A 21,463-nucleotide genomic window follows, 5' to 3' on the forward strand; every position below is an offset into this window, starting at 1 on the left:
GTGCCACTATCGACGTGCTGCAGAACGCAAAATACCTTCTGCCAGGCACTGCGTATCGAGGAGAGTTGGATGAGCAAGAAAGTAGCCCTGGTGCTGGGGTCCGGTGGCGCGCGCGGTTATGCGCACATCGGCGTGATAGAAGAGCTGGAAGCTCGCGGCTACAAGATAGGTTGCATCGCCGGTTGCTCGATGGGCGCGGTGGTCGGCGGCATCTATGCCGCAGGCAAGCTCAAGGACTACAGCGACTGGACGCAAAGCCTCGATTACCTCGATGTACTGCGCCTGCTGGATGTCAGCTTTCGCCTGGGAGCCATACGTGGAGAAAAGGTTTTCGGGCGGATTCGCGATATCGTCGGCGAGATCAACATCGAGTCGTTGAACATTCCCTTCACGGCGGTGGCGACCGACCTCACCAACCAGCAGGAAATCTGGTTTCAGGAAGGTTGCCTACATCAGGCGATGCGCGCGTCGGCAGCGATTCCCAGCCTGTTCACGCCGGTGATCCAGGGCAAGCGCATGCTTGTCGATGGCGGTCTGCTCAATCCGCTGCCGATCGTGCCTGTGGTATCCAGCCACTGCGACCTGATCATCGCAGTCAACCTCAACTCGGCGCATCAACAGCATTACCAGTTGCCCGTCATCGAGCGTCCGGCCGCCATGAAAGGTCGTTTCGATCAGATCATGACGTCGCTCGGCTCGCACCTGCCATCACTGCGCCGAAGGGGCGGCGAGGACGATCCGCTGCTGCTGGAAGTAACCGAACCGGCAGTGCCGCGACAACCCGATCTGTGGCTGCAGGAACCGGTAGATCCCCATGGCCAGCAACCGGCGGCTGCGCCTCAGGGTGACAGCGCGCCAAAATCGGCAAGCGGCTCGCGAGTCGCGCATATGACCGGGCCTGCGTCGCTGCTGGAGTTAATCAACCAGAGTTTCGAGGTGATGCAGACTTCGCTCTCGCAATACAAGATTGCCGGCTACCCGCCGGACATCCTGATCAACGTGCCAAAGCGGGTGTGCCGCTTCTTCGAGTTCTACAAGGCGCCGGAGCTGATCATGCTGGGCCGGCAGATAGCCAGCGATACGCTCGACAAATACGAACGCGGCGACCGCTGAGGTCGCCGCGGCGTCACAACGGTGGCGAGCGCTCTTCGCGCGGTGGCAGCCCGGCTGGCGCCTTGTGCGCGACCCAGTCGCTGAGCAGGCTGTAGGCCACTGCCAGCAAGGTTGGGCCAAGGAACAGGCCCATGAAGCCAAAGGCCAGAATGCCGCCAAACACCCCAAGCAGCACCACCACCAGCGGCAGGTTGCCGCCGCGGCTGATCAGGTACGGTTTTAGGATGTTGTCCACGCCGCTGATGATGAAGAAGCCCCAGATGCCCAGGAAGATCGCCATGCCGATCTCGCCCTGCCAGATCAGCCAGCCCACCGCCGGGCCCCAGACCAGCGGCGGCACCATAATCAGGCTACAGGCAAAGGTCAGCAGCCCCAGCAGCAACGCGCCCGGAATGCCGGCGATCATGAATCCGATATAGGCCAGCAGCGCCTGCGCTACTGCCGTGCCGATCACACCATTGACCACCCGCTGCACGGTACCTGCTACCAGCTCCAGATAGTGCTGCGCTCGATCGCCGATCAGTCGCTCCAGCAAGCTCTCGACGAACGCGGCCAAGCGTGGGCCGTCGCGATAGAAGAAAAACACCAGAATCAGGCTAAGCGCCAACTCGAGAAAGCCGCCGCCGATCTTGGCACTACGCACCAGTAGGAAGTTGCCGACCTGACCGAGATAAGGTTGCACCGTGGCGAACAGCGCCGAACCTTGCTGATCCAGGGTTTCCCAGATGCTCACCAGGCGCCCGCCAACCAGCGGCACTGATGCCAGCCAGCTTGGCGGCGGCGGCAGGCCTTCGACCTGAAAGCCCTTGATCAACGCCGTGGCATCACGGATATGGTCGGCAAGGTTGAAACCGAGCACCACCAGCGGCACTGCCACCAGGATGATCCAAACGCCGGTCAGCAACCCTGCGGCAACGGACTGCCGACCCTTGAGCACGCGCGTCAGCCAGCGCATCACCGGCCAGCTAGCGAAAGACAAGACGGCAGCCCAAAACAGCGCGGACCAGAACGGGGCCAGCACCCAAAGGCTGGCACCCAAGAGCCCCAGTAGCAGGATCTGCACCAGCAAACGGTCGTTATTAGGCATTTTTTAGTGTTTCCAGAAAACCAGACAGAGCCGCTACAACAGGCGCGCTCAACGTAGCACGTCGATACGCAAACCGTCGCCCGTGCTTTCTCCGACTTCGAGGCGAGCTGCCCTCACCTGCTCATTAATCAATGCCTCGCGCCAGGCTTCGGCATTGGCGCCCGAGAGGCTGACCCGCAAGGTGCTATCGAGGTTGAGGCTACGCGCCAGCAACTCCGTCCACTCGGGCTGAGGCTCATCCTGCCGGGGCAAACGCAGTTCGCCAGTGCTCTTGAGCTGTCGCGACAGCGTGGCAGGCGTTGGCAGCACTTTGGCCAATGGCTGATCAGCCTTCAGCAGCTCTGCGTGCAGATAGGCGCGGCGATTGCCGCGGGTGATGCTGTAGATAGCCACGAGACTATCGTGGCGAGGTTCAGCCAGGCGCAGCAGCGCATAAGCCTGCTGATTATCGGAGCCGTACAGCGTGGAATTGCCGAACACCGAATTGGCCCACAGGCTGCTGGAGCCGCACTCACGGCCCTGGCACCAGTAGAGCAACTGGGCGTCCTGGTTCTGCAGTGCCTCGCGTGCTGCAGCGAACACTTCGTCGGCGGTATGCGTTGCAGGCAACTCGTAAGTGACGGATGTCAGCGCACCCTGCACCAGCACTTCGCGCTCATAGCGCAGGCGCCCGCTGATACGGCGGATGGTGCCTTGCGGGTAAAGCCGCTCCTGATCGGCCTGCTCCTTGAAGTTGACGATTTCGCTGCCAGGAAAACGTGGCAGTACATCGAGATCATGACTGCCGGCCACATCGGCACTGGCGAAGGGGCTGATAAACATCAGTACAAGCAGATAACTCAGACGCATGCAGCCCCTCTTACACAAGCGGGGAAAGGTATAAGTGAGTAGGCAGGCTGGGCGTGGGCGGCGGTGCTGGCAGGCAGCGCGTCCAGCGCCGTGATAAACAGGTCGGTCATGCAAATCTCCATGGCAGTGCCCGACACCTTTCCCCAGTTGCAAGGGGCCGTCAAGGCGCACTCAGGAAAGGATTGAAACAGTCTGCTACGAGTTGCGCGCCCTCCTCGTCGTCCAGATGCAGATGATGCCCACCTGGCAGCCGCTCGACGCTGATCGACGTCGCAGCCAGCAACTGATCCAGGCCGTCGCGATGCGCCAGCAGGCCCTGCTCAGCCAACACCAAATTGGTGGGACAGTTCAGCGCACCGACGAAAGCATTGACGTGGGCCTGGGTCAGGCGCAACGGCGTTGCCAGCGTGAGGCGACTGTCGGTGCGCCAGGTGAAACCTCCCTCGACTGACATCAGCCCGCGCTGCGCCAGCAATTGGGCAGCCTCGAAGCTCACATGACCGACGCCACGCTGGCGTACCAGGGCAGCCCGCTCGACACTCGGGTAAACCGGTTTGCGCTTGGCTGACAGCGCCAGCCGCCCCTGCAGCGCCTCGGCGAGCGTCGCGACGGCGCCATCGGCTTCGGTGGTTGGCGGAATCAGCCCATCGACCAGCGCCAGGCGCCGCACCTTTTCCGGGAAGGTTGCTGCCAACAGCAACGCTACGATAGCGCCCATGGAATGCCCGAGCAGACTGAAGCGCTGCCAGCCGAGCTGCTCGGCCACCAGCAGGATGTCATGCACGTAGTCCCACAAGGCATAGCCGCCTCCAGGCGGGCGATGGTCCGAGTGGCCGTGGCCGGCGAAATCCACCGCGATGATGCGCATCCCGTTCAGTTTCGGCGCTAGCCGGGCGAAGGTGGCGGCGTTGTCGAGCCAGCCATGCAAAGCGATCACCGGAGCGCCCTGCGCTGGACCATACGCCTGAGCAGCAAGTTCGATATGCGGCAAGCGCAAGCGCAGCTCTTCGGCATCACAGGTCATTGAATAGCCTCGGCAGGTTGCTGCCAGCGCGCGAACAGACTGCGAAGCAGTTGCGCGGTGGCATCAGGGTGTTCGAGTGGGAACATGTGCCCGCCAGGTAGGGTCAGGAACTCGCCGCGTGGCGCACGACGCGCCATGCGTCCGTGATGCGCGAGTACCACACGGCTTTGCGCGCCCTTCACCAGCGCCAGCGGCACCTGCAACTGCTGGGGTCGCCCTGGACTGGTATGCGGCACGCTGCGATAGATGCCGATCTCCGTGGCCGGGTCAAAGCGCAGGCGCAGACCATCATCATCAGGGTGCAAGCCGTGTTCGACATAGGCATCCAGGCAGTCGGGGTCGAAACGGCTGAACAGCCGGCGTTCGGCGAAGTAGCGACGCGCTTCCAGGCTGTCGACAAAACGCTCACGACGCCCCAGCGTGCGACCGGCTGGCGTCAGGCGGTCGATCAGGCCGAAGCGTTTGGCTGCGTGAATCACCAACTGGTCGACACGGCTCAAGACCGGAGAGTCAAGCATCACCAGGCCGTGATAAAGATCGGGTCGGCGCAGCGCAGCATGGTAGTGCAACAAGCCGCCCAGCGAATGGCCGACGCCCCACACCGGGCCAGCACACTGCTCCAAGTGGAACAACAGCTCATCGACGAGATTGCTCCAGCTGTCGTTCACCGGGAATCGCGGGTCGTGAGCATGCTGCGTCAGGTGCTGCACCTGAAACTCAGGCGCCAGCGCAGCGAACAGCTTGCCGTACGTGGCCGAAGGGAAACCATTGGCGTGGGCGAAGAAAATGAGCTGAGACATGGCAGTCGCGCTGATGGCCGGCAATGCTGGGATTTTCAGCCCGAGCGCTGCGGGCGGCAACGCCCGTAACGGTCAGGAAAGACGACGCTCCGGCCAAGTACCGTGCGCCACTCGAGTAAAAGCATCGACTACGGCTGCGGCGGCTGGCTGCCGAGCGGCACGATGGCCATGGTCAGGCGCGAAATACAGCTGGTCTTGCCGTCATCACCGCAAAGGCGGATATCCCACACATGGGTGGTGCGGCCCAGGTGCACAGCCCGGGCGACCGCCGTAACGCGCCCGGAGCGCAGGCCACGCAGATGGTTGGCGTTGACCTCAAGCCCCACGCAGTAGAACTTTTGCGTGTCGATGCACAAGTAGCTGGCAGTAGAACCCAGGCTTTCCGCCAGTACCACCGAAGCGCCGCCGTGCAGTAGTCCGTAGGGCTGATGCGTACGGGCGTCCACAACCATGCTGGCAGTGATGGACTCGTCATCGAACGCTTCAAAACGGATATCCAGCAGCTCACCAATGGTATTGCGCTGCGCAGCATTCAGGTCATCGAGGTTTGGTGTCTGGCGCCAGAGGCTCATGGTCAAATCCTTGTTGTTATGGGTGTTTGCAGGTACTAGCTAGGCTGATCGTGCCACGCATACCGGCGTGCCGCTGCCAGATCAACGCACGTCAGGATGCGCCAACAGCTGCAAATTCATCAGCCCGGCAAGCAGTTCTTCGCCGTCCAGCAGCGCCAGACTAGCGGTATGCATGGCGAGTGGTTGCTGCCGATGGCCATGCACTAGCAAACCGCCCAGTGCGCCGATAAAAGGCTGGTGAGAAACCAGCAGCACGTTATGGCCCGCTAGGCGCTGCAGCTTTGCCAGGCTCTCCCGGGGATCGCTATCCGGTGTCAGCCAGGGCACAGTCTGTAGCGGGCATTGCAAGGCGAGCCCCTCAACGACCAGTACAGCTGTCTGCTGCGCGCGTATGTAGGGGCTGACGAAGATCGCGTCGAGCGAGCAACCACGCAGATGTTCGAGCGACTGCAACACCTCCTCGCGGCCATAAGGCGTCAATTCGCGCTGCGCATCGGTACGCGCCTCGGCCTGAGCGTGCCCGTGTCGCAGCAACCAGAGCTTCATGCTGGGTTGCTCATAACTTCGGTTCCTCATCGCGCACGGGATGAGGTGCTGGCGGCACGCTGTGCGCCGCCTCGCCCTGCGATGGACGCGGGGCCGGCCAGTCAGCGAATGGCCAAGGCTTGGCTTCAGTGTTGAAGGTGCCAAAGCGGCCGATCTCGGCCAGGTATTGGCTAAGGCTGTCACCAAAACTCAACAAGCCTGCATTCGGTGCACCGTAGAAGAGTCGATAAATCACTTGCAGCAAGACCACGCCGGCCAGCAGCAATTCGGCCAGCTGCCAGACGAACAGAAACAACACCATCCAGACGATGCGCAGCCCGATGGGCTCGCCGTTGGAGTGCTCACTCATAATGGATTTCCTCAGAAGCCAGTGGCTGGAATGAAGTCGACATCGGTCTTCGGCTCGGCGCGCATCAGCGCTTCGATAACTTGGTCAAGCGTGCGCCCTTCGAACAGGATCGCGTGCAGCCCAGCGACCAGCGGCATATATACCTGCAGCTCTTCGGCCTTGGCCTTAAGCACCTTGATGGTATTGACGCCCTCGGCGACCTCACCCAAACGCTCGACAGCCTCCTGTAGGCTCAACCCCTCCCCCAGCGCGAAACCCACCTGATAGTTGCGGCTCTTCGGTGACGAGCAGGTCACGATCAAGTCGCCTACACCGGCAAGGCCCAAGAAAGTCATGGGGTTGGCGCCCAAGTGCACGGCGAAACGAGTCATTTCTGCCAGCGCACGGGTTATCAGCATGCTCTTGGTGTTTTCGCCCATGCCCAGCGCCGCCGCCATACCGGCGATGATGGCGTAAACATTCTTCAGCGCCCCGCCAAGCTCGACCCCAAAGCGATCGGCACTCGCGTAGACGCGGAACGTACGCCCGTGCAGCACTTCCTGCACTTCGCGGCACAGGGCTTCATCCTCGCTGGCGACCACGGTCGCAGTCAGCGTGTGAGCTGCGATTTCCTTGGCCAGGTTCGGCCCCGACAGCACGCCGATCCGCGCCTGGGGAGCGACCTCTTCGATAATCTCGCTCATCAGCTTGAACGTCTGCGCCTCGATGCCCTTGGTGGTGCTGACCAGCATCTTGCCCGCCAGCAGCGCGGCCACAGGCTGCAATACCTGGCGCAGCGCACTGGATGGCAAGGCGACGAAGGCCAGCGCGCAGCTGTTCAGCACCGCTGACAGATCGGTGGTTGGCTCCACGCCATCAAGCACCTTGACGCCTTTGAGGTAGCGCGGGTTCTCGCGATGGGTGCGAATGGCCTCAGCCTGCACGGGGTCGCGCATCCAGTGCAAAACACGGTGGCCGTTCTGCGCCAGCAGGTTGGCGATGGCTGTACCGAAACTGCCGCCACCCAGGACTGCGATAGGTTGCTGTTGAGTCATGAGCCGTCCGTTATCAATGCTATGCCGGTGGCGGGCATTATACGGCTCGCGCGTTCTACGGCCAGCCTCACGGGATGTCTCAGACTGTGTGCGGCGTCCGGGCAACTGTCGCAATTTTGACAAAGCATGGCTGGTAATGATTCACCGCTCGGTTAACATGCCTTCACTACGCGAACAGGGCCGTTGCGTGACCCACACCATCTTCCTTTCTCAAACATCTGCACACAGAGCGACGCGCCCTGTGCAGCATCCGCTGCGCCTCAGGTTTGCATCCTAGATGGCCGACAAGTGCAAGCGTGCGCACTCGTATTGCCGCGATTGGATCGGCCGCATACTGCTGGTTATTGGCTTGCTGCAGACACCTGCACACGCCACAGATCTGCTATTGAGCACCGCAGGCGATACCAGCACCTTGCAACATTTCGCCACTGCATTGGCGGCCGCGCGACCAGATGATCAGGTACGCATCGTTGCCCTGAACGAAATGCCGCCTCTTGAACAGATAGACAGTGATACCCGCATGATTCTGTTTGGCCAGGCCGCACTGGCCTGGCGTCTCAACTCGCCAGCGGGCCCACCCACGGTAGTACTGCAAGTCAGCAAGACGCTCGCACACGAAACTTTTGGCGAGCGCCAGCCTGCGAACCTAAGCGTGCTCTGGCAGGACCCTGCCCCGTCGCGCCAGCTGCGCTTACTCAAACGGCTGCTCCCACAGGTCAGGCGTGTTGGTGTGCTGCATGATGTACATAGTGAGTTTCTGATCGATGAACTACGCCAGGCTGCGGGCGCCCTGAATCTCGAGATCGTCGCGCAGAAGTGGTCAGACACCCGTGACAACCAGACCTTGACGCGCCTGCTGAGCGCCAGCGATGTGCTGCTCGCAGTTGCTGATGATCACCTCTACAACCCGCTGACGGCCAAAACACTGCTACTGACCAGTTACAGCCAACAGCATGCAGTTATCGGTCCCAGTGCCGGCTTCGTCCGCGCTGGCAGCCTTGCCACTACCTACAGCGACCAAAGCGACTGGCTTGCCACCCTCAACAACCTGCTCAACAAGCCATCAGATAGCTGGCCGAAAGGCACTTACTCGAACACCTTCAAAGTGCTTAGCAACCCTCAAGTAGCACGCGCTTTAGGTATCGAGCTGCCCGATAACGAGGAGCTCGCACGGCAGCTTTCCAAAGGAGAAACGCCATGAAATTGTGGCGAGGCTGGGACATTCATCTGCGTACCCAGCTCATCAGCATTGGCCCAGCCCTGCTTCTAACGCTTCTGCTTACGGGATTTCTGACGTTCAACCGACTGCAGGATCTGCGCGCCGAGATCAACCACACCGGCCAGTTGATTGCCAGCCAGCTGGCGCCTGCTACCGAGTATGGGGTGATTTCCGGCAACCCTCACGTGCTGGAATCACTGCTGCAGGCCACCATGAAAACGCCCCACGTGCGCTTTATCGAAGTCCGTGACCGCGACGAAAACATCCTGGCCTACCTCGAACAGACCGATAACCCACATACCGGCAATGGCCAGCTCGACATTTTCCAGGCGCCGATCCAGCAACAAAAAATCGATCTCGGCTCGGACTTCATCGAAGAAATCCCGCAAGCGACCAAGTCGCCTACCGGCGCCTATCTGGGTCGCGTGGTGGTCGGCATGTCCAGCGATGCGTTCAACTCGCGCCAGCAGGAAGTCCTCCTTAAAGTCGGAGCCCTGGTGTTGTTCGCCCTGCTGCTCACATTCCTGCTGGCACGTCGCCTTGCAAGCCGCCTATCACGGCCGCTGAGCGCCATGAGCGAGGCCGTTACCGCCATCCAGGCGGGTAATTATCAAAGCAAATTGCCCGAGGTCGGCGGCGGTGAGTTAGCGACGCTGGCCCGCCACATCAACAACCTTGCCAGCGGGCTTGGTAATGCGGCAAAGGAACAGCAGCAAGCCATGACGCTGTTGATCAAGGCACGCGAAGAGTCGGATCTGGCCAACCAAGCCAAGTCGGACTTCCTGGCCATGATGAGCCACGAACTGCGCACTCCCATGAACGGCGTGCTCGGCATGCTGCAGTTGCTCGACACCACCGAGATGAACGAAGAGCAACATGAATACGCCGCGTTGGCGATGGAGTCGACTGAACATCTGCTCAAGGTGATCAACGACATCCTCGACTTCTCACGCATCGAACGCGGAGCACTGGAGCTCGAGCTGATCAGCTTCAACCTGCCGGCACTGCTCAAGGCGGCGTTGCAGGCCTTCCAGCACAGCGCCCAACAGCGCGGCCTGGTGCTCCGCCTGGAACTCGACGACGCGCTGCCGGCACCGCAAGTTCAGGGCGACCCCACACGCCTGCGGCAGATACTGGTCAACCTGATAGGCAACGCACTGAAGTTCACAGAACGCGGCGAAGTGCGCATCGAAGCTCACTGGCAAGCGCTGGACAATCAGGTGCTGTGGTTTACATGCAAGGTTCACGACACCGGCATCGGCATCAGTCACGAGCGCCTGGAAACGATGTTTGATGCGTTTCAGCAGGCCGACAACTCGATTTCGCGGCGTTACGGCGGCACCGGGCTGGGATTGCCGATCGCTCGTACTCTAGCCGAGCGCATGGGCGGCGCTCTCAGGGCAGAGAGCGAGCTGGGCCGCGGTTCCTGCTTCACCCTGGAAATCCCTCTGCCATTTTCTGCTCAACAATCCCAGCTGCCCTCCCGCACGGCTGCAAGCGAGCCGACCTTACAGGCCGCATGCTCAGTGCTGCTGGTCGAAGACAATGCGGTCAATCAGACGGTGATCGAGGCCATGCTGCGCAGCCTGGGCTATCAGGTCGAACTGGTCGGCGATGGTGCCCAAGCCGTGAGTGCAGTAAGGGAACGGCGCTTCGCCGCGGTGCTGATGGATTGTCGCCTGCCGATCATGGATGGCTATGAAGCGACCCGACGCATCCGCGAGCTGGGACAGGCCGGTCAACTACCGATAATTGCCCTCACGGCCAACGCCTTGCAGGGCGATCGCGAAGCCTGCTTGCAAGCCGGAATGAACGATTACCTCGCCAAACCGTTCAAACGCATGGAACTGCAGGATGTGCTCGAGCGTTGGCTGTCAGCCAATAGCTAGGTCATCGAGACGGAGGTTACAGATGCGTGAATTCGATCAGCGCGAAGCTCTCACGCACCGGAAACACTGGCAGCCTCTAGTCAGATCGAGGAAAATATTGCACGCTTGCGGGCTGAAGTGGGCATGAAAGGGGCATCTGTGACACCATTGCCGCCTAGAGAGTACAACTGTACTCACCACACTGTGACTTTCACCACAACGCAACAGTCTATGACTAGGCTGCTGGCAGTCGCATTACTCATGCGCAGCCGGCCAGGACGATTTACCCAGCCGAGGCGCGTGGGGATTATTGAGGAGCTCGCATGACCAAACAAAACGCCTTCACTCAGGAAGATCTGTTGCGCTGCAGCCGCGGCGAACTGTTCGGCCCGGGTAATGCGCAACTGCCCGCCCCGAACATGTTGATGATCGACCGGATCGTCCACATCAGCGAAACGGGCGGCAAGTACGGCAAAGGCGAAATTGTCGCAGAGCTCGATATCAATCCTGATCTGTGGTTCTTCGGCTGTCACTTCGAAGGTGATCCGGTGATGCCGGGCTGCCTGGGCCTCGACGCCATGTGGCAGCTGGTCGGTTTCTTCCTCGGCTGGCAGGGCAATCCTGGTCGTGGTCGCGCCCTCGGTTCAGGCGAAGTGAAATTCTTCGGTCAGGTTCTGCCTACCGCCAAGAAGGTCACCTACAACATCCATATCAAACGCACCATCACCCGTTCGCTGATCCTGGCGATCGCCGATGGCACCGTGAGTGTCGATGGTCGCGAGATCTACAGTGCCGAAAGCCTGCGCGTCGGCCTGTTCACTTCCACCGACAGTTTCTAAAGGATCCTTTCCATGCGTCGCGTCGTTATTACCGGTCTAGGCATCGTTTCCTGCCTGGGCAATGACAAAGAAACCGTCTCCGCCAACCTTCGCGCTGGCCGCCCCGGTATCCGCTTCAATCCGGAATACGCCGAGAAGGGTCTGCGCAGCCATGTATCGGGCTCCGTCGACCTGAACCTGGAAGAGTTGATCGACCGCAAACTGTTCCGCTTCATGGGTGACGCCGCGGCCTACGCCTACCTGGCAATGGATCAGGCGATCAAGGATTCCGGTCTCAGCGAAGAGCAGGTTTCCAATCCGCGTACCGGTCTGATCGCCGGTTCCGGTGGCGCCTCTACGCTGAACCAGATGGAAGCCATCGACACCCTGCGTGAGAAAGGCGTCAAGCGCGTCGGCCCGTACCGCGTTACCCGCACCATGGGCAGCACCGTTTCTGCCTGCCTGGCGACCCCCTTCAAGATCAAGGGCGTCAATTTCTCCATTTCCTCGGCTTGCGCCACCAGCGCGCATTGCATCGGCCAGGCCATGGAGCAGATCCAGCTCGGTAAACAGGACGTAGTCTTCGCCGGTGGTGGTGAGGAAGAGCATTGGAGCCAGAGCTGCCTGTTCGATGCCATGGGCGCCCTCTCCACTCAGTACAACGACACGCCGGAAAAAGCGTCCCGCGCCTACGACGCCAAGCGTGACGGTTTCGTAATCGCTGGTGGTGGCGGCATGGTCGTGGTCGAAGAACTTGAGCACGCGCTGGCTCGCGGCGCCAAGATCTACGCAGAAATCGTCGGCTACGGCGCCACTTCTGACGGTTACGACATGGTCGCGCCGAGCGGCGAAGGCGCTGTGCGTTGCATGCAGCAAGCACTGTCCACCGTCGAAACCCCGATCGACTACCTGAACACCCACGGCACCTCGACTCCGGTCGGCGACGTCGCGGAAATGAAAGGTGTACGTGAGGTGTTTGGCGACAAGGCACCGGCCATCAGCTCTACCAAGAGCCTGTCCGGCCACAGCCTGGGCGCTGCGGGTGTACACGAAGCGATCTACTGCCTGCTGATGATGGAAGGCAACTTCATCACCGCATCAGCCAACATCGAAGAGCTCGATGAGGCTGTAGCTGATCTGCCGATCCTGCGCGAAACCCGCGAAAACGCCAAGCTGGACACCATCATGTCCAACAGCTTCGGCTTCGGTGGCACCAACGCCACCTTGGTACTGAAGCGCTGGACTGGCAAGTGATAGCTGCCTGATACGAAAAACGGCGCCCTAGGGCGCCGTTTTTTATGGGCATAACGTTCCAGTTCAAGAATCAGCGCACCTCGAAGTGCTGCTCCGCCAACTTGCGGTCGCCCTGGAACAGCAGGAAACGCCATTCGCCAGGCACCACTTCATTGTTCTCGGAAAACTCGAACGCCATGACGTCCTGCGGCGCATCCGGCACCAGCTTCTGAGTGACCACGAATTTGTCATGACGCTGTCCATCGGCGCCGATGACGCCCGGGGTCAGATACAACAAAGTCAGCGGTTCGGCATCAGCCGTCTTACCGGTCAGCGTGTAGCGCATACCAAACTTGGTACCCAGCTTGGCGGGCACCACGGTGGTTTTCTCGATTTGCTGGCTGGATTGGGTCAGCACGCGCTCGCCGGGCTGAAAATTCTGGTACTGGCTGACGAACACGCCGTACTCGACCGGCCCTTCCACACGAACCTCTGCCTGAGCCAGGCCTGCTGCCAGCAGCAGCGCTGTCATCGTCGCTAATCGAAACTGTTGCATCTCACGCTCCTGTTTTGGAATGGCGCGAGGCTATGACGCGGCGATGACAGCCTGATGACAATCAGCGTGAGGTCGGCAGTGACTTCTGCACCTTGCGCGGCAGGATGGAGAGGAAATTATCCCTGGCCACTTTATGGGCAACGTCCTCGGGTAGCGCGTCAAGGAAGCGATCGAAACCCTGCATGCATTCGCCCATGCTGTCGAAGCGCCCTACTACGTCGGAACCGATCATGAAACGATCCGGATAACGGCCGACCAGCTCCACCCACTTGGGATCTGGCTTACCGTGCTTGTCAGTCAGGTACGGCCGCAACATGGTCCACGATAGATCGACGTACAAATTGGGGTAGCTCTCCAGCATGCGTGCCAGCGTATCGAACAGGAAATCCAGCTTCTCCTGATGCCGGTGAATCTCCATGCTGGTGCCGGCATGAGCCCAGATGAAGCGCACATGCGGATGATTACGCAGTGGCTCTTCGATCTCCTGCAGATACAACGGATTACGCTCGCGCTTGGAGGTGATGTTGGAGTGCAGCATCACCGGTAGGTCGTACTCGGCGGCCAAATGGTAAACCCGCGTCATGGCCTCGTTGTTGGCTCGCGGCGTACTGCCTTCGATCAACGAAGTCAGGTCGTCGTGGCGCGTGAATATTTCGCCAATGCCCTGCCAAAGCCCTGGATCGAGCTCAAGCATGCGGCGGATATGGGAGTCGGAATTCTTGTCGTTGGGGTTGAAGCCAGACAGGAAGGGATGAAAACGATAGCGCTGCGCCTCGGGAACCTGCTTGTAGGCGTGGGCGATCAGCACGTCAGTGGCGCTGTACCAGTAGGCGGCGGCGTCGTCACCGGCGTAATAGCGCGGGCGTTTTGGCTCGTCTTCGTGCCATTTCTTCGCAACCGGAATGCCGGAAAACATCACATGGTCGACGCCTGCTTCATCCATACGCTGCAGTAAAACATCCATGCCGGCGCTTTCCTGGAAAAAATCCACGTAATGCAGGTGAGCATCGCTGTAACGGTACTCGCGCGCCTCGACAAAGCCCGCTAACAGCCCTGCAGACAATAAAAACCCTAGCCGAATCAATCGCATGCAGGCCTACTCCTGTCGTTGAGCAGCATAGACTGTAAGCTCTTCAGGCAAGTTCAGCCTAGATGGCGGTTCTGCGACAGCGTTAGCGAGACTATTTGTTTCATTGCCGGCACATCTGTAACGGCTCGTCTCGGGTATAACCCTTGTACCTTCAGGACGCAGCCCATGACAGGACGACGGCATGTCTGATCCGATGTTCGATTACGAGAGTACCCTGGAAGCATGCGCGCGTAGTGACGAGCGCGCTTTTCAGGCGCTGTATCGCCAGGAGGCGGCAAAGATGCTAGGCCTGGCGATCAGCCTGCTGGGCCATCGCGACCCGGCCGAGGACTGCCTGCACGACGCATTCGTGCAGATCTGGCGCAATGCCGGGCGCTTCCAGCGCTCACTGGGCAGCGGGCGAGCGTGGATCTACAGCATCCTGCGTTACCGCGCTCTGAACCAGCTGCGCCAGCGCGGCCGCACCGTGACGCTTGGCGACGACATCGCCGATCACCTGATCGATGAAAGCCCATCGGCCGCTCAGCAGCACGAACATCAGTCCGACAAGCGCCACCTTCGCGCCTGCCTACAGAAGCTCGAGCGCCCACGGCGTCATCCGGTTCTGCTGGCGTTCTACCGCGGCCTGACTCACGAGCAGATCGCCGAGCGGCTGACCACCCCGCTGGGCACCATCAAAGGGCGCATTCGCAGCGGTTTGCGCGCACTGCAGGAGTGTTTGCAACGATGATAAGCACCGACCCCGCAGAACGCCGTGCGCTTATTGGCGAATATGTTCTTGGCCTGCTCGAAGCGGAGCAGGCGGACGAAATCGCCGACCTTATAGCGCACGACCCTCAGGCTGCTGCCATGGCCCTGGAATGGGAGCAGCACTTTCTCGAACTCAGTGACCGGCTCGAACCCAGCACGCCCTCGCACGGCCTCTGGTCACGGCTGCAGCAAACCTTGAATCTGGGGCAGCAAACCAGCGCCTGGCAGGCCTGGTGGTCGAGCTTGAGCGCCTGGCGCCTGACCAGCGCGGCCCTGGCGATGGCGTTGATCATCGCACTGCTGCCGATGCCTTGGCAGAGCGACTCGCCGCCTGCGAGTTACACCGCCGTGCTGCAGCCGCCGGGCGAAGCCGCGGCGCCAGGCTGGGTGGTGCATATCGATGCAGCCGGCACCTTGCTGCTCGAGCCGTTGCGTGAGGATCAGGTAGCGGCGAACCGCTCAGTACAGTTCTGGACACTCGTCGATCCTAAGGATGGGCCGCGCTCGCTCGGCCTGGTCGAGCCGGGCGAACGCCTGACCCTATCCGCCGAGCAGATCGGCGCGGTACGCGCCGGCCAGTTGTTCGAGCTCACCCTGGAGCCATCCGGCGGTTCACCACTGAACCGGCCAACGGGTGAAGTGCTGTATATCGGCCGAGCGGTGATGGCGTCAGTGGACTGAGCGGATGGGTACCGGGGTGGCAGATGTAAACAGATATGTCTGCCGACATCTGCCCGCCACTCTCGTGGGTATGGATAACAGGTGCTCTATTTCACGGTGCCTGGATGCGAGCGCGAAGAGACCTTCGCGCCTTACCCATAGAGAGGACGCTCATGAACATTTCCAAGAAACTGCTCGGTATCGCCATCACCACCGCAGCCCTGGGTTGCGCCACCGCCAATGCTGATGACCTGCTGGCCCTGAGCGCAGACGGCCAGCTGCTGCACATCGACACCAAGACCCTCACCGTTGTTTCCGACGTGAAACTCAGTGGCGTTTCGAGCCTGCGCGGCATCGATGTACGCCCGGCCAATGGCTGGATCTATGGCCTGGATGATGCCGGCCAGCTCTACACCGTCGACGCCAAAACCGGCGCGGCCAGCAAGGCTGCCAAACTGAGCCAAGCGCTGCCAGGCAAAGGCCTGGCGGTGGTGGACTTCAACCCGGTGGCCGACCGCCTGCGTCTGCTGGCTGCCGATGGCACCAGCCTGCGCGTCAACGTCGAAAGTGGCGAGGTTGTGGTGGACGGCAAGGTCGCCTACGCCAAAGAAGGCCCCTACGCCGGCAAGACTGCCAAGGTGGTAGCCGGTGCCTACACCAACGCTTACAAGGGCACCGAGAAAACCGCGCTGTACACCGTTGACCTGGCGACTGGCAACCTGATGCTGCAAAACCCGCCAAATGACGGTATTCAGCAAGTCGTTGGCAAGATCACAGACGGCCTGAAGAGCGCCGCGCTGGATATCAAAAGTGACGGCAAGGGCGGCAACACCGCTTACCTGCTGAGCGGTACCACGCTACACCAAGTTAATCTGGAGACCGGTAAGGCCAGCGCGCTGGGCGAGATCAAGAAGCTGCCGGATGACATCATCGACATCGCAGTCCTGCCAGCCAAGTAACATCCAAGAGGGAAGGCCATAGGGCCTTCCCCTTCTCGCTTCACCTTACTCGAACACTTCGTCGAGCAGATTGTTCATCGCCTTGAATGCCCGCGCCGCTACCAGCGGATGGTACTGATTGCTGCCGGGCGTATTGGCCAGCGGGTCGGTGAACGAATGCACCGCGCCACCATAGCTGACCAGTTGCCAGTCCACCTTGGCAGCCTTCATTTCTGCCTCGAACCCATCAACCTGAGCCGGCGGAACGGCCGGATCGTCGGCACCATGCAGCACCAGAACCGGCGCCTTGATGTTGTTGGCGTCGGCGGGGTTTGGTGTGTCCAGGTTGCCGTGGAAGGACACGAAGGCTTTCAGCGGCGCGCCCGAGCGGGCCAGCTCGAGAACGGTGCCACCACCGAAACAGAAACCAATCGCGCCCAGATTGGCGGTGTCCAGGGCGACCTGGCTGGTTTGCCCCTTGAGCACCTCGACAGCCGCCTGGGCGCGCTTGCGCATCAGCGCGCGGTCGCTGCGCACGGTGGTGGCGGCCTGCTTGGCTTCGTCAGCATTGCTGGGACGGATGGACTTGCCATACATGTCGGCCACGAACACCACGTACTTGTCGCCAGCAGCACGGGCAGCCTTCTCGGCAGACGCGTCGGTGACGCCAAGCCAGTTGGGTACCATCAGCAAACCGGGACGTGGTTCGCTGATCGCATCGTCGTACACCAGCTTGCCTTCGAACGGCTGGCCATCGATCTCGTAGGGGACGTTCTTGACGACCACGCCCGCCTCCGCCAACCCTGCCAAGCCCAGCAATGCTGCCGACAACAGTGATTTCTTCATTCCATGACTCCCTTGTGCATGCGCTCAATGAAGCAGCAGAAGCTGCGCCTGGAAGACAAGGAAGCACATTTACGGCGCCAGGAGAACCCGGGCGCCGCAAGCAAACGTCAAATCAGGCGGCTGCGAATAGACCGTCGATCTGCTCGTGGGCAGCACGCAATGCGTTGGCTTTTGGCTCTTCGCCGTATGCCAGGCCTTCTGCGCGTACCACTTCGATGTCGGTAATACCCAGAAAATTCAGCACCAGAATCAGATAGTCCTCATGGGCCTTGCCGCTGACTTGCCCAGCGTGGATACCACCAGCGGTGGAGACGATCACCACTTTCTTGCCGCCAGCAAGACCTTGCGGGCCATTCTCGGTGTAGGTGAAGGTTTTGCCAGCGACAGCAATGCGATCGATCCAAGCTTTGAGTTGGGTCGGAACGGTGAAGTTGTACATCGGCGCGCCAATCACGACAGCATCGGCTGCCAGGAACTCTTCCAGCGTCGTTTCTGCCAGAGCCACTTCGTGATCCTGGGCGGCGTCGCGCAGCTCGGCCGGAGTACCGCCGGCAACAAAGCTGGCAGCAGAAAGATGGCTCAGCGCATCGCTGGCCAGGTCGCGATAGGTAACCTGGACATCGGCCTGGCTGTTTTTCCAGGCCTTGGTTACGGCTGCGCTGAGCTGACGGGAAGCAGAAGCATCGCCGAGGATGCTGGAATCAAGATGGAGAAGTTTCATAAGAGGCTCCTTGAGATGAGGTTCATCAGTAGATGTTTCGATAGGTTAATCCTACCTATGAAGCCAATAACTGATTAGCCAGTAAAAATGCGATGATGCGTTCTACTGACAGGACCATCTTGTTGACTTCTGGAGCTGGTATGCAGGACCTCAACGACCTGATGTATTTTGCCAAGGTGATCGAGCACGGCGGCTTCAGCGCTGCCGGGCAGCAACTAGGCATCCCCAAATCGCGGCTGTCACGGCGTGTGGCGGAACTCGAAGCACGCCTCGGCGTGCGTTTGCTGCAACGCACCACCCGCAAACTGGCGCTGACCGAAACCGGTGAGCGCTATTTGCGTCATTGCCAGGCAATGCTGCTCGAAGCCGAGCAGGCCCAGGAGGCAGTAGCCTCACTGAGCAGTGAGCCACGCGGCAGAGTGCGTATGTCGTGCCCGGTCGAATTGGCGCGTGCCGGACTGCATCAGGTAATCAGCAGTTTTCTGGCCAAATACCCGCTGGTGCAGCTCGATGTGGTGCTGACCAACCGCCGTGTCGACTTGCTTCAGGAAGGCATCGATGTCGCCTTGCGGGTACGCGATCAACACGATGAGGATCCCTCTCTGATCGCTCGCCAACTGGCTCCCGCCTCTGCCTACCTGGTGGCCTCTCCGGCACTGCTGGAGGGAATGAGCATTCGCACCCCAGATGACCTGCAGCAGCTCCCCGCACTTGGCGCGGCAGGCAGCGACCGGCGTATTCACCACCTGCTCAAGAACTCGGCCGGTGTGCGGCGTGAAGTAATAGTCGAGGCGCGCCTGAGCATCGAAGACTTCGACATACGCCGTGAGGCCGCGCTGCAAGGCCTGGGTTTCAGCATGCTGCCGCACACCAAATGCATGGCCGACCTGCAGGCTGGCCGGCTGATTCGCCTGTTACCGGACTGGCACCTGCCCGGCGGCCATTTGCAGGCCGTTTATCCTCATCGGCGCGGTATGCTGCCTGCGGTACGCGCTTGGCTGGAGCATATGATTCAGGCCAGCAGCAACGGCTGGTTGATGCCGGGAACGGACATTATTCCCGCCGTGTCAGATCAACCTGATAACGTTATCTTCTCGCCAACCCGAGAGGACAGCCGATGACCGCCAGCAAGTCCCAGACGCCAGGCCAGACCGCACGCATTCTTGCAGTGGTGTTTTTCACCTTTATCGGTTTTCTCTGCGTCGGCCTGCCGCTGGCAGTGTTGCCTGGTTTCGTACTCAACGACTTGGGCTACGGCTCGGTCATGGCCGGCCTGGTCATCAGCCTGCAATACCTCGTCACTCTGGTTTCACGGCCGATTACTGGTGTGCTGATCGACCATATCGGCCCCAAGCGAGCGGTGGTCTATGGCCTCGCGGGCGCAGCGGGCAGCGGTGTGCTGACCCTGGCAGCTACCAGCCTCTATGGTTTTTCGAGTGAGATTGGTCTGGCTCTACTGCTGGCCGGGCGCATAGCGCTGGGGATTTCCCAGGCGCTCATTGGTACCGGCTCGATCACCTGGGGCATTGGCCGGGTCGGCGCCGAGAACACCGCGCGGGTCATTTCCTGGAACGGCATCGCTTCTTACGGCGCTATTGCCATCGGTGCGCCGCTCGGTGTGCTGATGGCATCTGTACTCGGTTTGTGGAGTATCGGCTTGGCGATCACCCTGCTCAGCCTCGGCGCCCTGTGGGTGGCGCGTGATAAACCGGCCATCCCGATCATCCAGGGCAAGCGCCTGCCGTTTCACAACGTATTTCTGGCCATCGCGCCCAATGGCCTGGCGTTGGCCCTGGGCTCCATCGGTTTTGGCACGCTGGCAACCTTCGTCACCCTGTATTACGCCAGCCTGGGCTGGGACCACGCAGCTTACTGCCTGAGTGCATTTGGCATCGCGTTTATTGCCGCGCGCTTGCTGTTTGCCGGCACCATCGAACGACGTGGCGGTTATCGGGTCGCGACCATCTGCCTGGCTATCGAGACCCTCGGTTTGCTGCTGCTGTGGCTGGCACCAATCCCCGCACTCGCGCTGTGCGGCGCAGCACTGACCGGTTTCGGTCTGTCGCTGGTCTACCCGGCGCTTGGCGTAGAGGCAATCGGCAACATTCCCGCTGCCAGCCGCAGCTCGGCGCTGGGTGCCTACGCGTTGTTCTTCGACCTGGCGCTGGGTATTGCCGGCCCACTGATGGGGCTGATCGCCAGCGCCTATGACTATGGCGCGGTGTTCCTCGCTTCCGGTTTACTGTCGCTGCTTGGCCTTGGCCTGAGCGTGCTGTTGTTGCGCCGTGCGCAGCGGCAGAAAGAGGTGCAGCCATGACCCGCGAAGAGCTGGTCGCCTTTTGCCTGCAGTTACCGGGCGCGCGTGTCGATTACAAGTGGGGCAGCAATCAGGTGTTTTCTGTGGTGCACAACAAGATGTTCGCCATTCTCGATTTTCTCGGTGACAACCTGGCCTTCAAGGTGGATGACGCGCTGTTTATTGGTTTCACGGATCGCCCGGGCATTCGCCCTGCTCCGTACCTGGCGCGCGCTCACTGGATCAGCATGAATGGCAGCCGGCCGCCAATGAGCGATGAAGAGTTGCGCGACCTGCTGGCCCGCTCTCACCAACTTGTGGTGAGGCGCCTGCCCAAGAAGCAGCAGGTCAGCCTGCTGCTCGACCTATAGCAGGCCGCGCAGCCAGCCACCGGTGTAAGCACCACCGAGCAGAACCTGATCAACCCAGAACAACTGATGCAGCGCCACGATGGCCCAGAACATGATCTGATAGGACGCCTTGCGCGTCTTGTGTCGGAACAGCTGTTGCGCCAGTAGCGCGCCCGGCCAACCGCCAGCCAGCTCAACCAGATGAAGAGTGTTTTCCGGGATACGCTGGCGGCCCTGCTGGGCGCTGTTCTTGTCACTCCAATACAGAATGAAGCACAGCACGCTGGCAAGCGGATAAAGCAGCAACGGCCACATCAGTCCGGCAGCCAGCCAGTGCAGCGAACCCAGTAGCGGCAGGCCGCACAGCGCAGCGAAGATCACTAACTTGGCGGCAGGGTTACGCAGCTCGCCCGAAGGCTGGCGATTGCGTGCTCTGGCGGCACGCGCAGGTGCCGGTTGGGCTTTACGCGAAGGCGCAGCGACTCGCGGCTTCACGCGAATCTGCGGCTGGTCGACGGCCAGCCCACCGGCCAAGCGCAGATGATCGGCCCGCAAACGGCCACGCTCGTCGCGCCCGACCACGAACAACACCTGGTCACCGGCGTTGGGTCGACGATCACCGCGCATCGCCGAGATATGCGCGAATACTTCGGCACCACCTGCAGCAGGCAGGATAAAGCCGAAGCCCTTGTCGTCGTTCCAGCTCTTGATGCGGCCGGCCTGCTCCTTGGTCTGCATATACCT

The 21,463-nt window shown here is 60.9% G+C and carries 24 protein-coding genes; 11 read left to right on the forward strand and 13 right to left on the reverse strand.

Features of this window, described 5'->3' with window-relative positions; all coding sequences use genetic code 11:
* Positions 1–69 precede the first annotated feature (69 nt).
* Entirely contained in the window at positions 70–1,113 is a 1,044-nt protein-coding gene (locus tag BUC40_RS18205; protein WP_073267594.1) for a patatin-like phospholipase family protein, read from the forward strand.
* A gap of 13 nt (positions 1,114–1,126) precedes the next feature.
* On the opposite strand, the gene BUC40_RS18210 is transcribed toward BUC40_RS18205, so the two are convergent.
* The 8 genes from BUC40_RS18210 to BUC40_RS18245 all read right to left on the reverse strand — a co-directional run bounded on the left by BUC40_RS18210 (position 1,127) and on the right by BUC40_RS18245 (position 7,374).
* A complete protein-coding gene (locus BUC40_RS18210; protein WP_073267595.1) occupies positions 1,127–2,200 on the reverse strand; it encodes an AI-2E family transporter in 1,074 nt (357 codons plus the stop codon).
* Positions 2,201–2,248: 48 nt separating this feature from the next.
* Positions 2,249–3,049 carry a DUF4892 domain-containing protein gene (locus BUC40_RS18215; protein WP_073267596.1) on the reverse strand — a complete coding sequence of 267 codons (801 nt, stop codon included), beginning with the start codon at positions 3,047–3,049 and terminating at the stop codon, positions 2,249–2,251.
* Between the two features lie 160 nt (positions 3,050–3,209).
* Positions 3,210–4,073 carry an alpha/beta hydrolase gene (locus BUC40_RS18220; RefSeq protein WP_073267597.1) on the reverse strand — a complete coding sequence of 288 codons (864 nt, stop codon included), beginning with the start codon at positions 4,071–4,073 and terminating at the stop codon, positions 3,210–3,212.
* A complete protein-coding gene (locus BUC40_RS18225) occupies positions 4,070–4,873 on the reverse strand; it encodes an alpha/beta fold hydrolase (protein ID WP_073267630.1) in 804 nt (267 codons plus the stop codon). Before BUC40_RS18225 ends, BUC40_RS18220 begins: the two co-directional genes overlap by 4 nt.
* Positions 4,874–5,001: 128 nt before the next feature.
* Positions 5,002–5,445 (reverse strand): hotdog fold thioesterase, encoded by a 444-nt coding sequence (locus BUC40_RS18230; protein WP_073267598.1) that lies wholly within the window; start codon positions 5,443–5,445, stop codon positions 5,002–5,004.
* Between the two features lie 81 nt (positions 5,446–5,526).
* Entirely contained in the window at positions 5,527–5,991 is a 465-nt protein-coding gene (sixA, locus tag BUC40_RS18235; protein ID WP_073267599.1) for a phosphohistidine phosphatase SixA, read from the reverse strand.
* 10 nt (positions 5,992–6,001) lie between these two features.
* Positions 6,002–6,340: a DUF4389 domain-containing protein gene (locus BUC40_RS18240; RefSeq protein ID WP_073267600.1), complete on the reverse strand. Its 339-nt coding sequence runs from the start codon at positions 6,338–6,340 to the stop codon at positions 6,002–6,004.
* 11 nt (positions 6,341–6,351) lie between these two features.
* On the reverse strand, positions 6,352–7,374 hold the full coding sequence (locus tag BUC40_RS18245) for an NAD(P)H-dependent glycerol-3-phosphate dehydrogenase (protein ID WP_073267601.1): 1,023 nt from the start codon (positions 7,372–7,374) through the stop codon (positions 6,352–6,354).
* 277 nt (positions 7,375–7,651) lie between these two features.
* Here BUC40_RS18245 and BUC40_RS18250 point away from each other — a divergent pair, with 277 nt between their 5' ends.
* The 4 genes from BUC40_RS18250 (at position 7,652) to fabB (ending at position 12,533) form a co-directional block, all read left to right on the forward strand.
* A complete protein-coding gene (locus BUC40_RS18250) occupies positions 7,652–8,575 on the forward strand; it encodes an ABC transporter substrate-binding protein (RefSeq protein WP_073267602.1) in 924 nt (307 codons plus the stop codon).
* Positions 8,572–10,482, forward strand: coding sequence for an ATP-binding protein (locus BUC40_RS18255; RefSeq protein ID WP_073267603.1), 1,911 nt, complete (start codon positions 8,572–8,574; stop codon positions 10,480–10,482). Before BUC40_RS18250 ends, BUC40_RS18255 begins: the two co-directional genes overlap by 4 nt.
* A gap of 302 nt (positions 10,483–10,784) precedes the next feature.
* Entirely contained in the window at positions 10,785–11,300 is a 516-nt protein-coding gene (gene fabA, locus BUC40_RS18260; RefSeq protein ID WP_013791679.1) for a 3-hydroxyacyl-[acyl-carrier-protein] dehydratase FabA, read from the forward strand.
* Positions 11,301–11,312: 12 nt separating this feature from the next.
* Positions 11,313–12,533: a beta-ketoacyl-ACP synthase I gene (gene fabB, locus BUC40_RS18265; protein WP_073267604.1), complete on the forward strand. Its 1,221-nt coding sequence runs from the start codon at positions 11,313–11,315 to the stop codon at positions 12,531–12,533.
* A gap of 70 nt (positions 12,534–12,603) precedes the next feature.
* Here fabB and BUC40_RS18270 read toward each other — a convergent pair whose 3' ends face one another.
* Positions 12,604–13,068: a DUF3859 domain-containing protein gene (locus tag BUC40_RS18270; protein WP_073267605.1), complete on the reverse strand. Its 465-nt coding sequence runs from the start codon at positions 13,066–13,068 to the stop codon at positions 12,604–12,606.
* Between the two features lie 61 nt (positions 13,069–13,129).
* A complete protein-coding gene (locus BUC40_RS18275; protein WP_073267606.1) occupies positions 13,130–14,158 on the reverse strand; it encodes an amidohydrolase family protein in 1,029 nt (342 codons plus the stop codon).
* Positions 14,159–14,339: 181 nt separating this feature from the next.
* Between BUC40_RS18275 and BUC40_RS18280 the strand changes: the two genes are divergently transcribed.
* From BUC40_RS18280 to BUC40_RS18290, 3 genes are all read left to right on the forward strand, one after another.
* Positions 14,340–14,888, forward strand: a complete 549-nt coding sequence (locus BUC40_RS18280; protein WP_073267607.1) for a sigma-70 family RNA polymerase sigma factor — start codon at positions 14,340–14,342, stop codon at positions 14,886–14,888.
* Entirely contained in the window at positions 14,885–15,589 is a 705-nt protein-coding gene (locus BUC40_RS18285; protein ID WP_073267608.1) for an anti-sigma factor, read from the forward strand. Before BUC40_RS18280 ends, BUC40_RS18285 begins: the two co-directional genes overlap by 4 nt.
* 152 nt (positions 15,590–15,741) lie before the next feature.
* The gene (locus tag BUC40_RS18290) at positions 15,742–16,527 is read left to right on the forward strand and encodes a DUF4394 domain-containing protein (RefSeq protein WP_073267609.1); all 786 of its coding nucleotides are present in this window, start codon (positions 15,742–15,744) and stop codon (positions 16,525–16,527) included.
* Positions 16,528–16,572: 45 nt separating this feature from the next.
* Here BUC40_RS18290 and BUC40_RS18295 read toward each other — a convergent pair whose 3' ends face one another.
* Together BUC40_RS18295 and BUC40_RS18300 are read right to left on the reverse strand one after the other, a co-directional pair.
* On the reverse strand, positions 16,573–17,352 hold the full coding sequence (locus BUC40_RS18295; RefSeq protein WP_073267610.1) for a dienelactone hydrolase family protein: 780 nt from the start codon (positions 17,350–17,352) through the stop codon (positions 16,573–16,575).
* 112 nt (positions 17,353–17,464) lie between these two features.
* Positions 17,465–18,073 carry an FMN-dependent NADH-azoreductase gene (locus BUC40_RS18300; protein WP_073267611.1) on the reverse strand — a complete coding sequence of 203 codons (609 nt, stop codon included), beginning with the start codon at positions 18,071–18,073 and terminating at the stop codon, positions 17,465–17,467.
* Between the two features lie 140 nt (positions 18,074–18,213).
* Here BUC40_RS18300 and BUC40_RS18305 point away from each other — a divergent pair, with 140 nt between their 5' ends.
* Genes BUC40_RS18305 through BUC40_RS18315 form a run of 3 tightly spaced genes read left to right on the forward strand, consistent with a single transcriptional unit; the run spans position 18,214 to position 20,740 of the window.
* A complete protein-coding gene (locus tag BUC40_RS18305) occupies positions 18,214–19,194 on the forward strand; it encodes a LysR substrate-binding domain-containing protein (protein WP_073267612.1) in 981 nt (326 codons plus the stop codon).
* Positions 19,191–20,390, forward strand: a complete 1,200-nt coding sequence (locus BUC40_RS18310) for an MFS transporter (protein WP_073267613.1) — start codon at positions 19,191–19,193, stop codon at positions 20,388–20,390. Before BUC40_RS18305 ends, BUC40_RS18310 begins: the two co-directional genes overlap by 4 nt.
* Positions 20,387–20,740, forward strand: a complete 354-nt coding sequence (locus BUC40_RS18315) for an MmcQ/YjbR family DNA-binding protein (protein ID WP_073267614.1) — start codon at positions 20,387–20,389, stop codon at positions 20,738–20,740. Before BUC40_RS18310 ends, BUC40_RS18315 begins: the two co-directional genes overlap by 4 nt.
* Here BUC40_RS18315 and BUC40_RS18320 read toward each other — a convergent pair.
* Positions 20,735–21,457 carry a DUF1294 domain-containing protein gene (locus tag BUC40_RS18320; protein WP_073267615.1) on the reverse strand — a complete coding sequence of 241 codons (723 nt, stop codon included), beginning with the start codon at positions 21,455–21,457 and terminating at the stop codon, positions 20,735–20,737. The two genes, BUC40_RS18315 and BUC40_RS18320, sit on opposite strands and share 6 nt — an antisense overlap.
* Between the last annotated feature and the right edge of the window lie 6 nt (positions 21,458–21,463).

Source organism: Phytopseudomonas punonensis (assembly GCF_900142655.1).
GTDB classification, from domain to species: Bacteria; Pseudomonadota; Gammaproteobacteria; order Pseudomonadales; family Pseudomonadaceae; genus Aquipseudomonas; species Aquipseudomonas punonensis.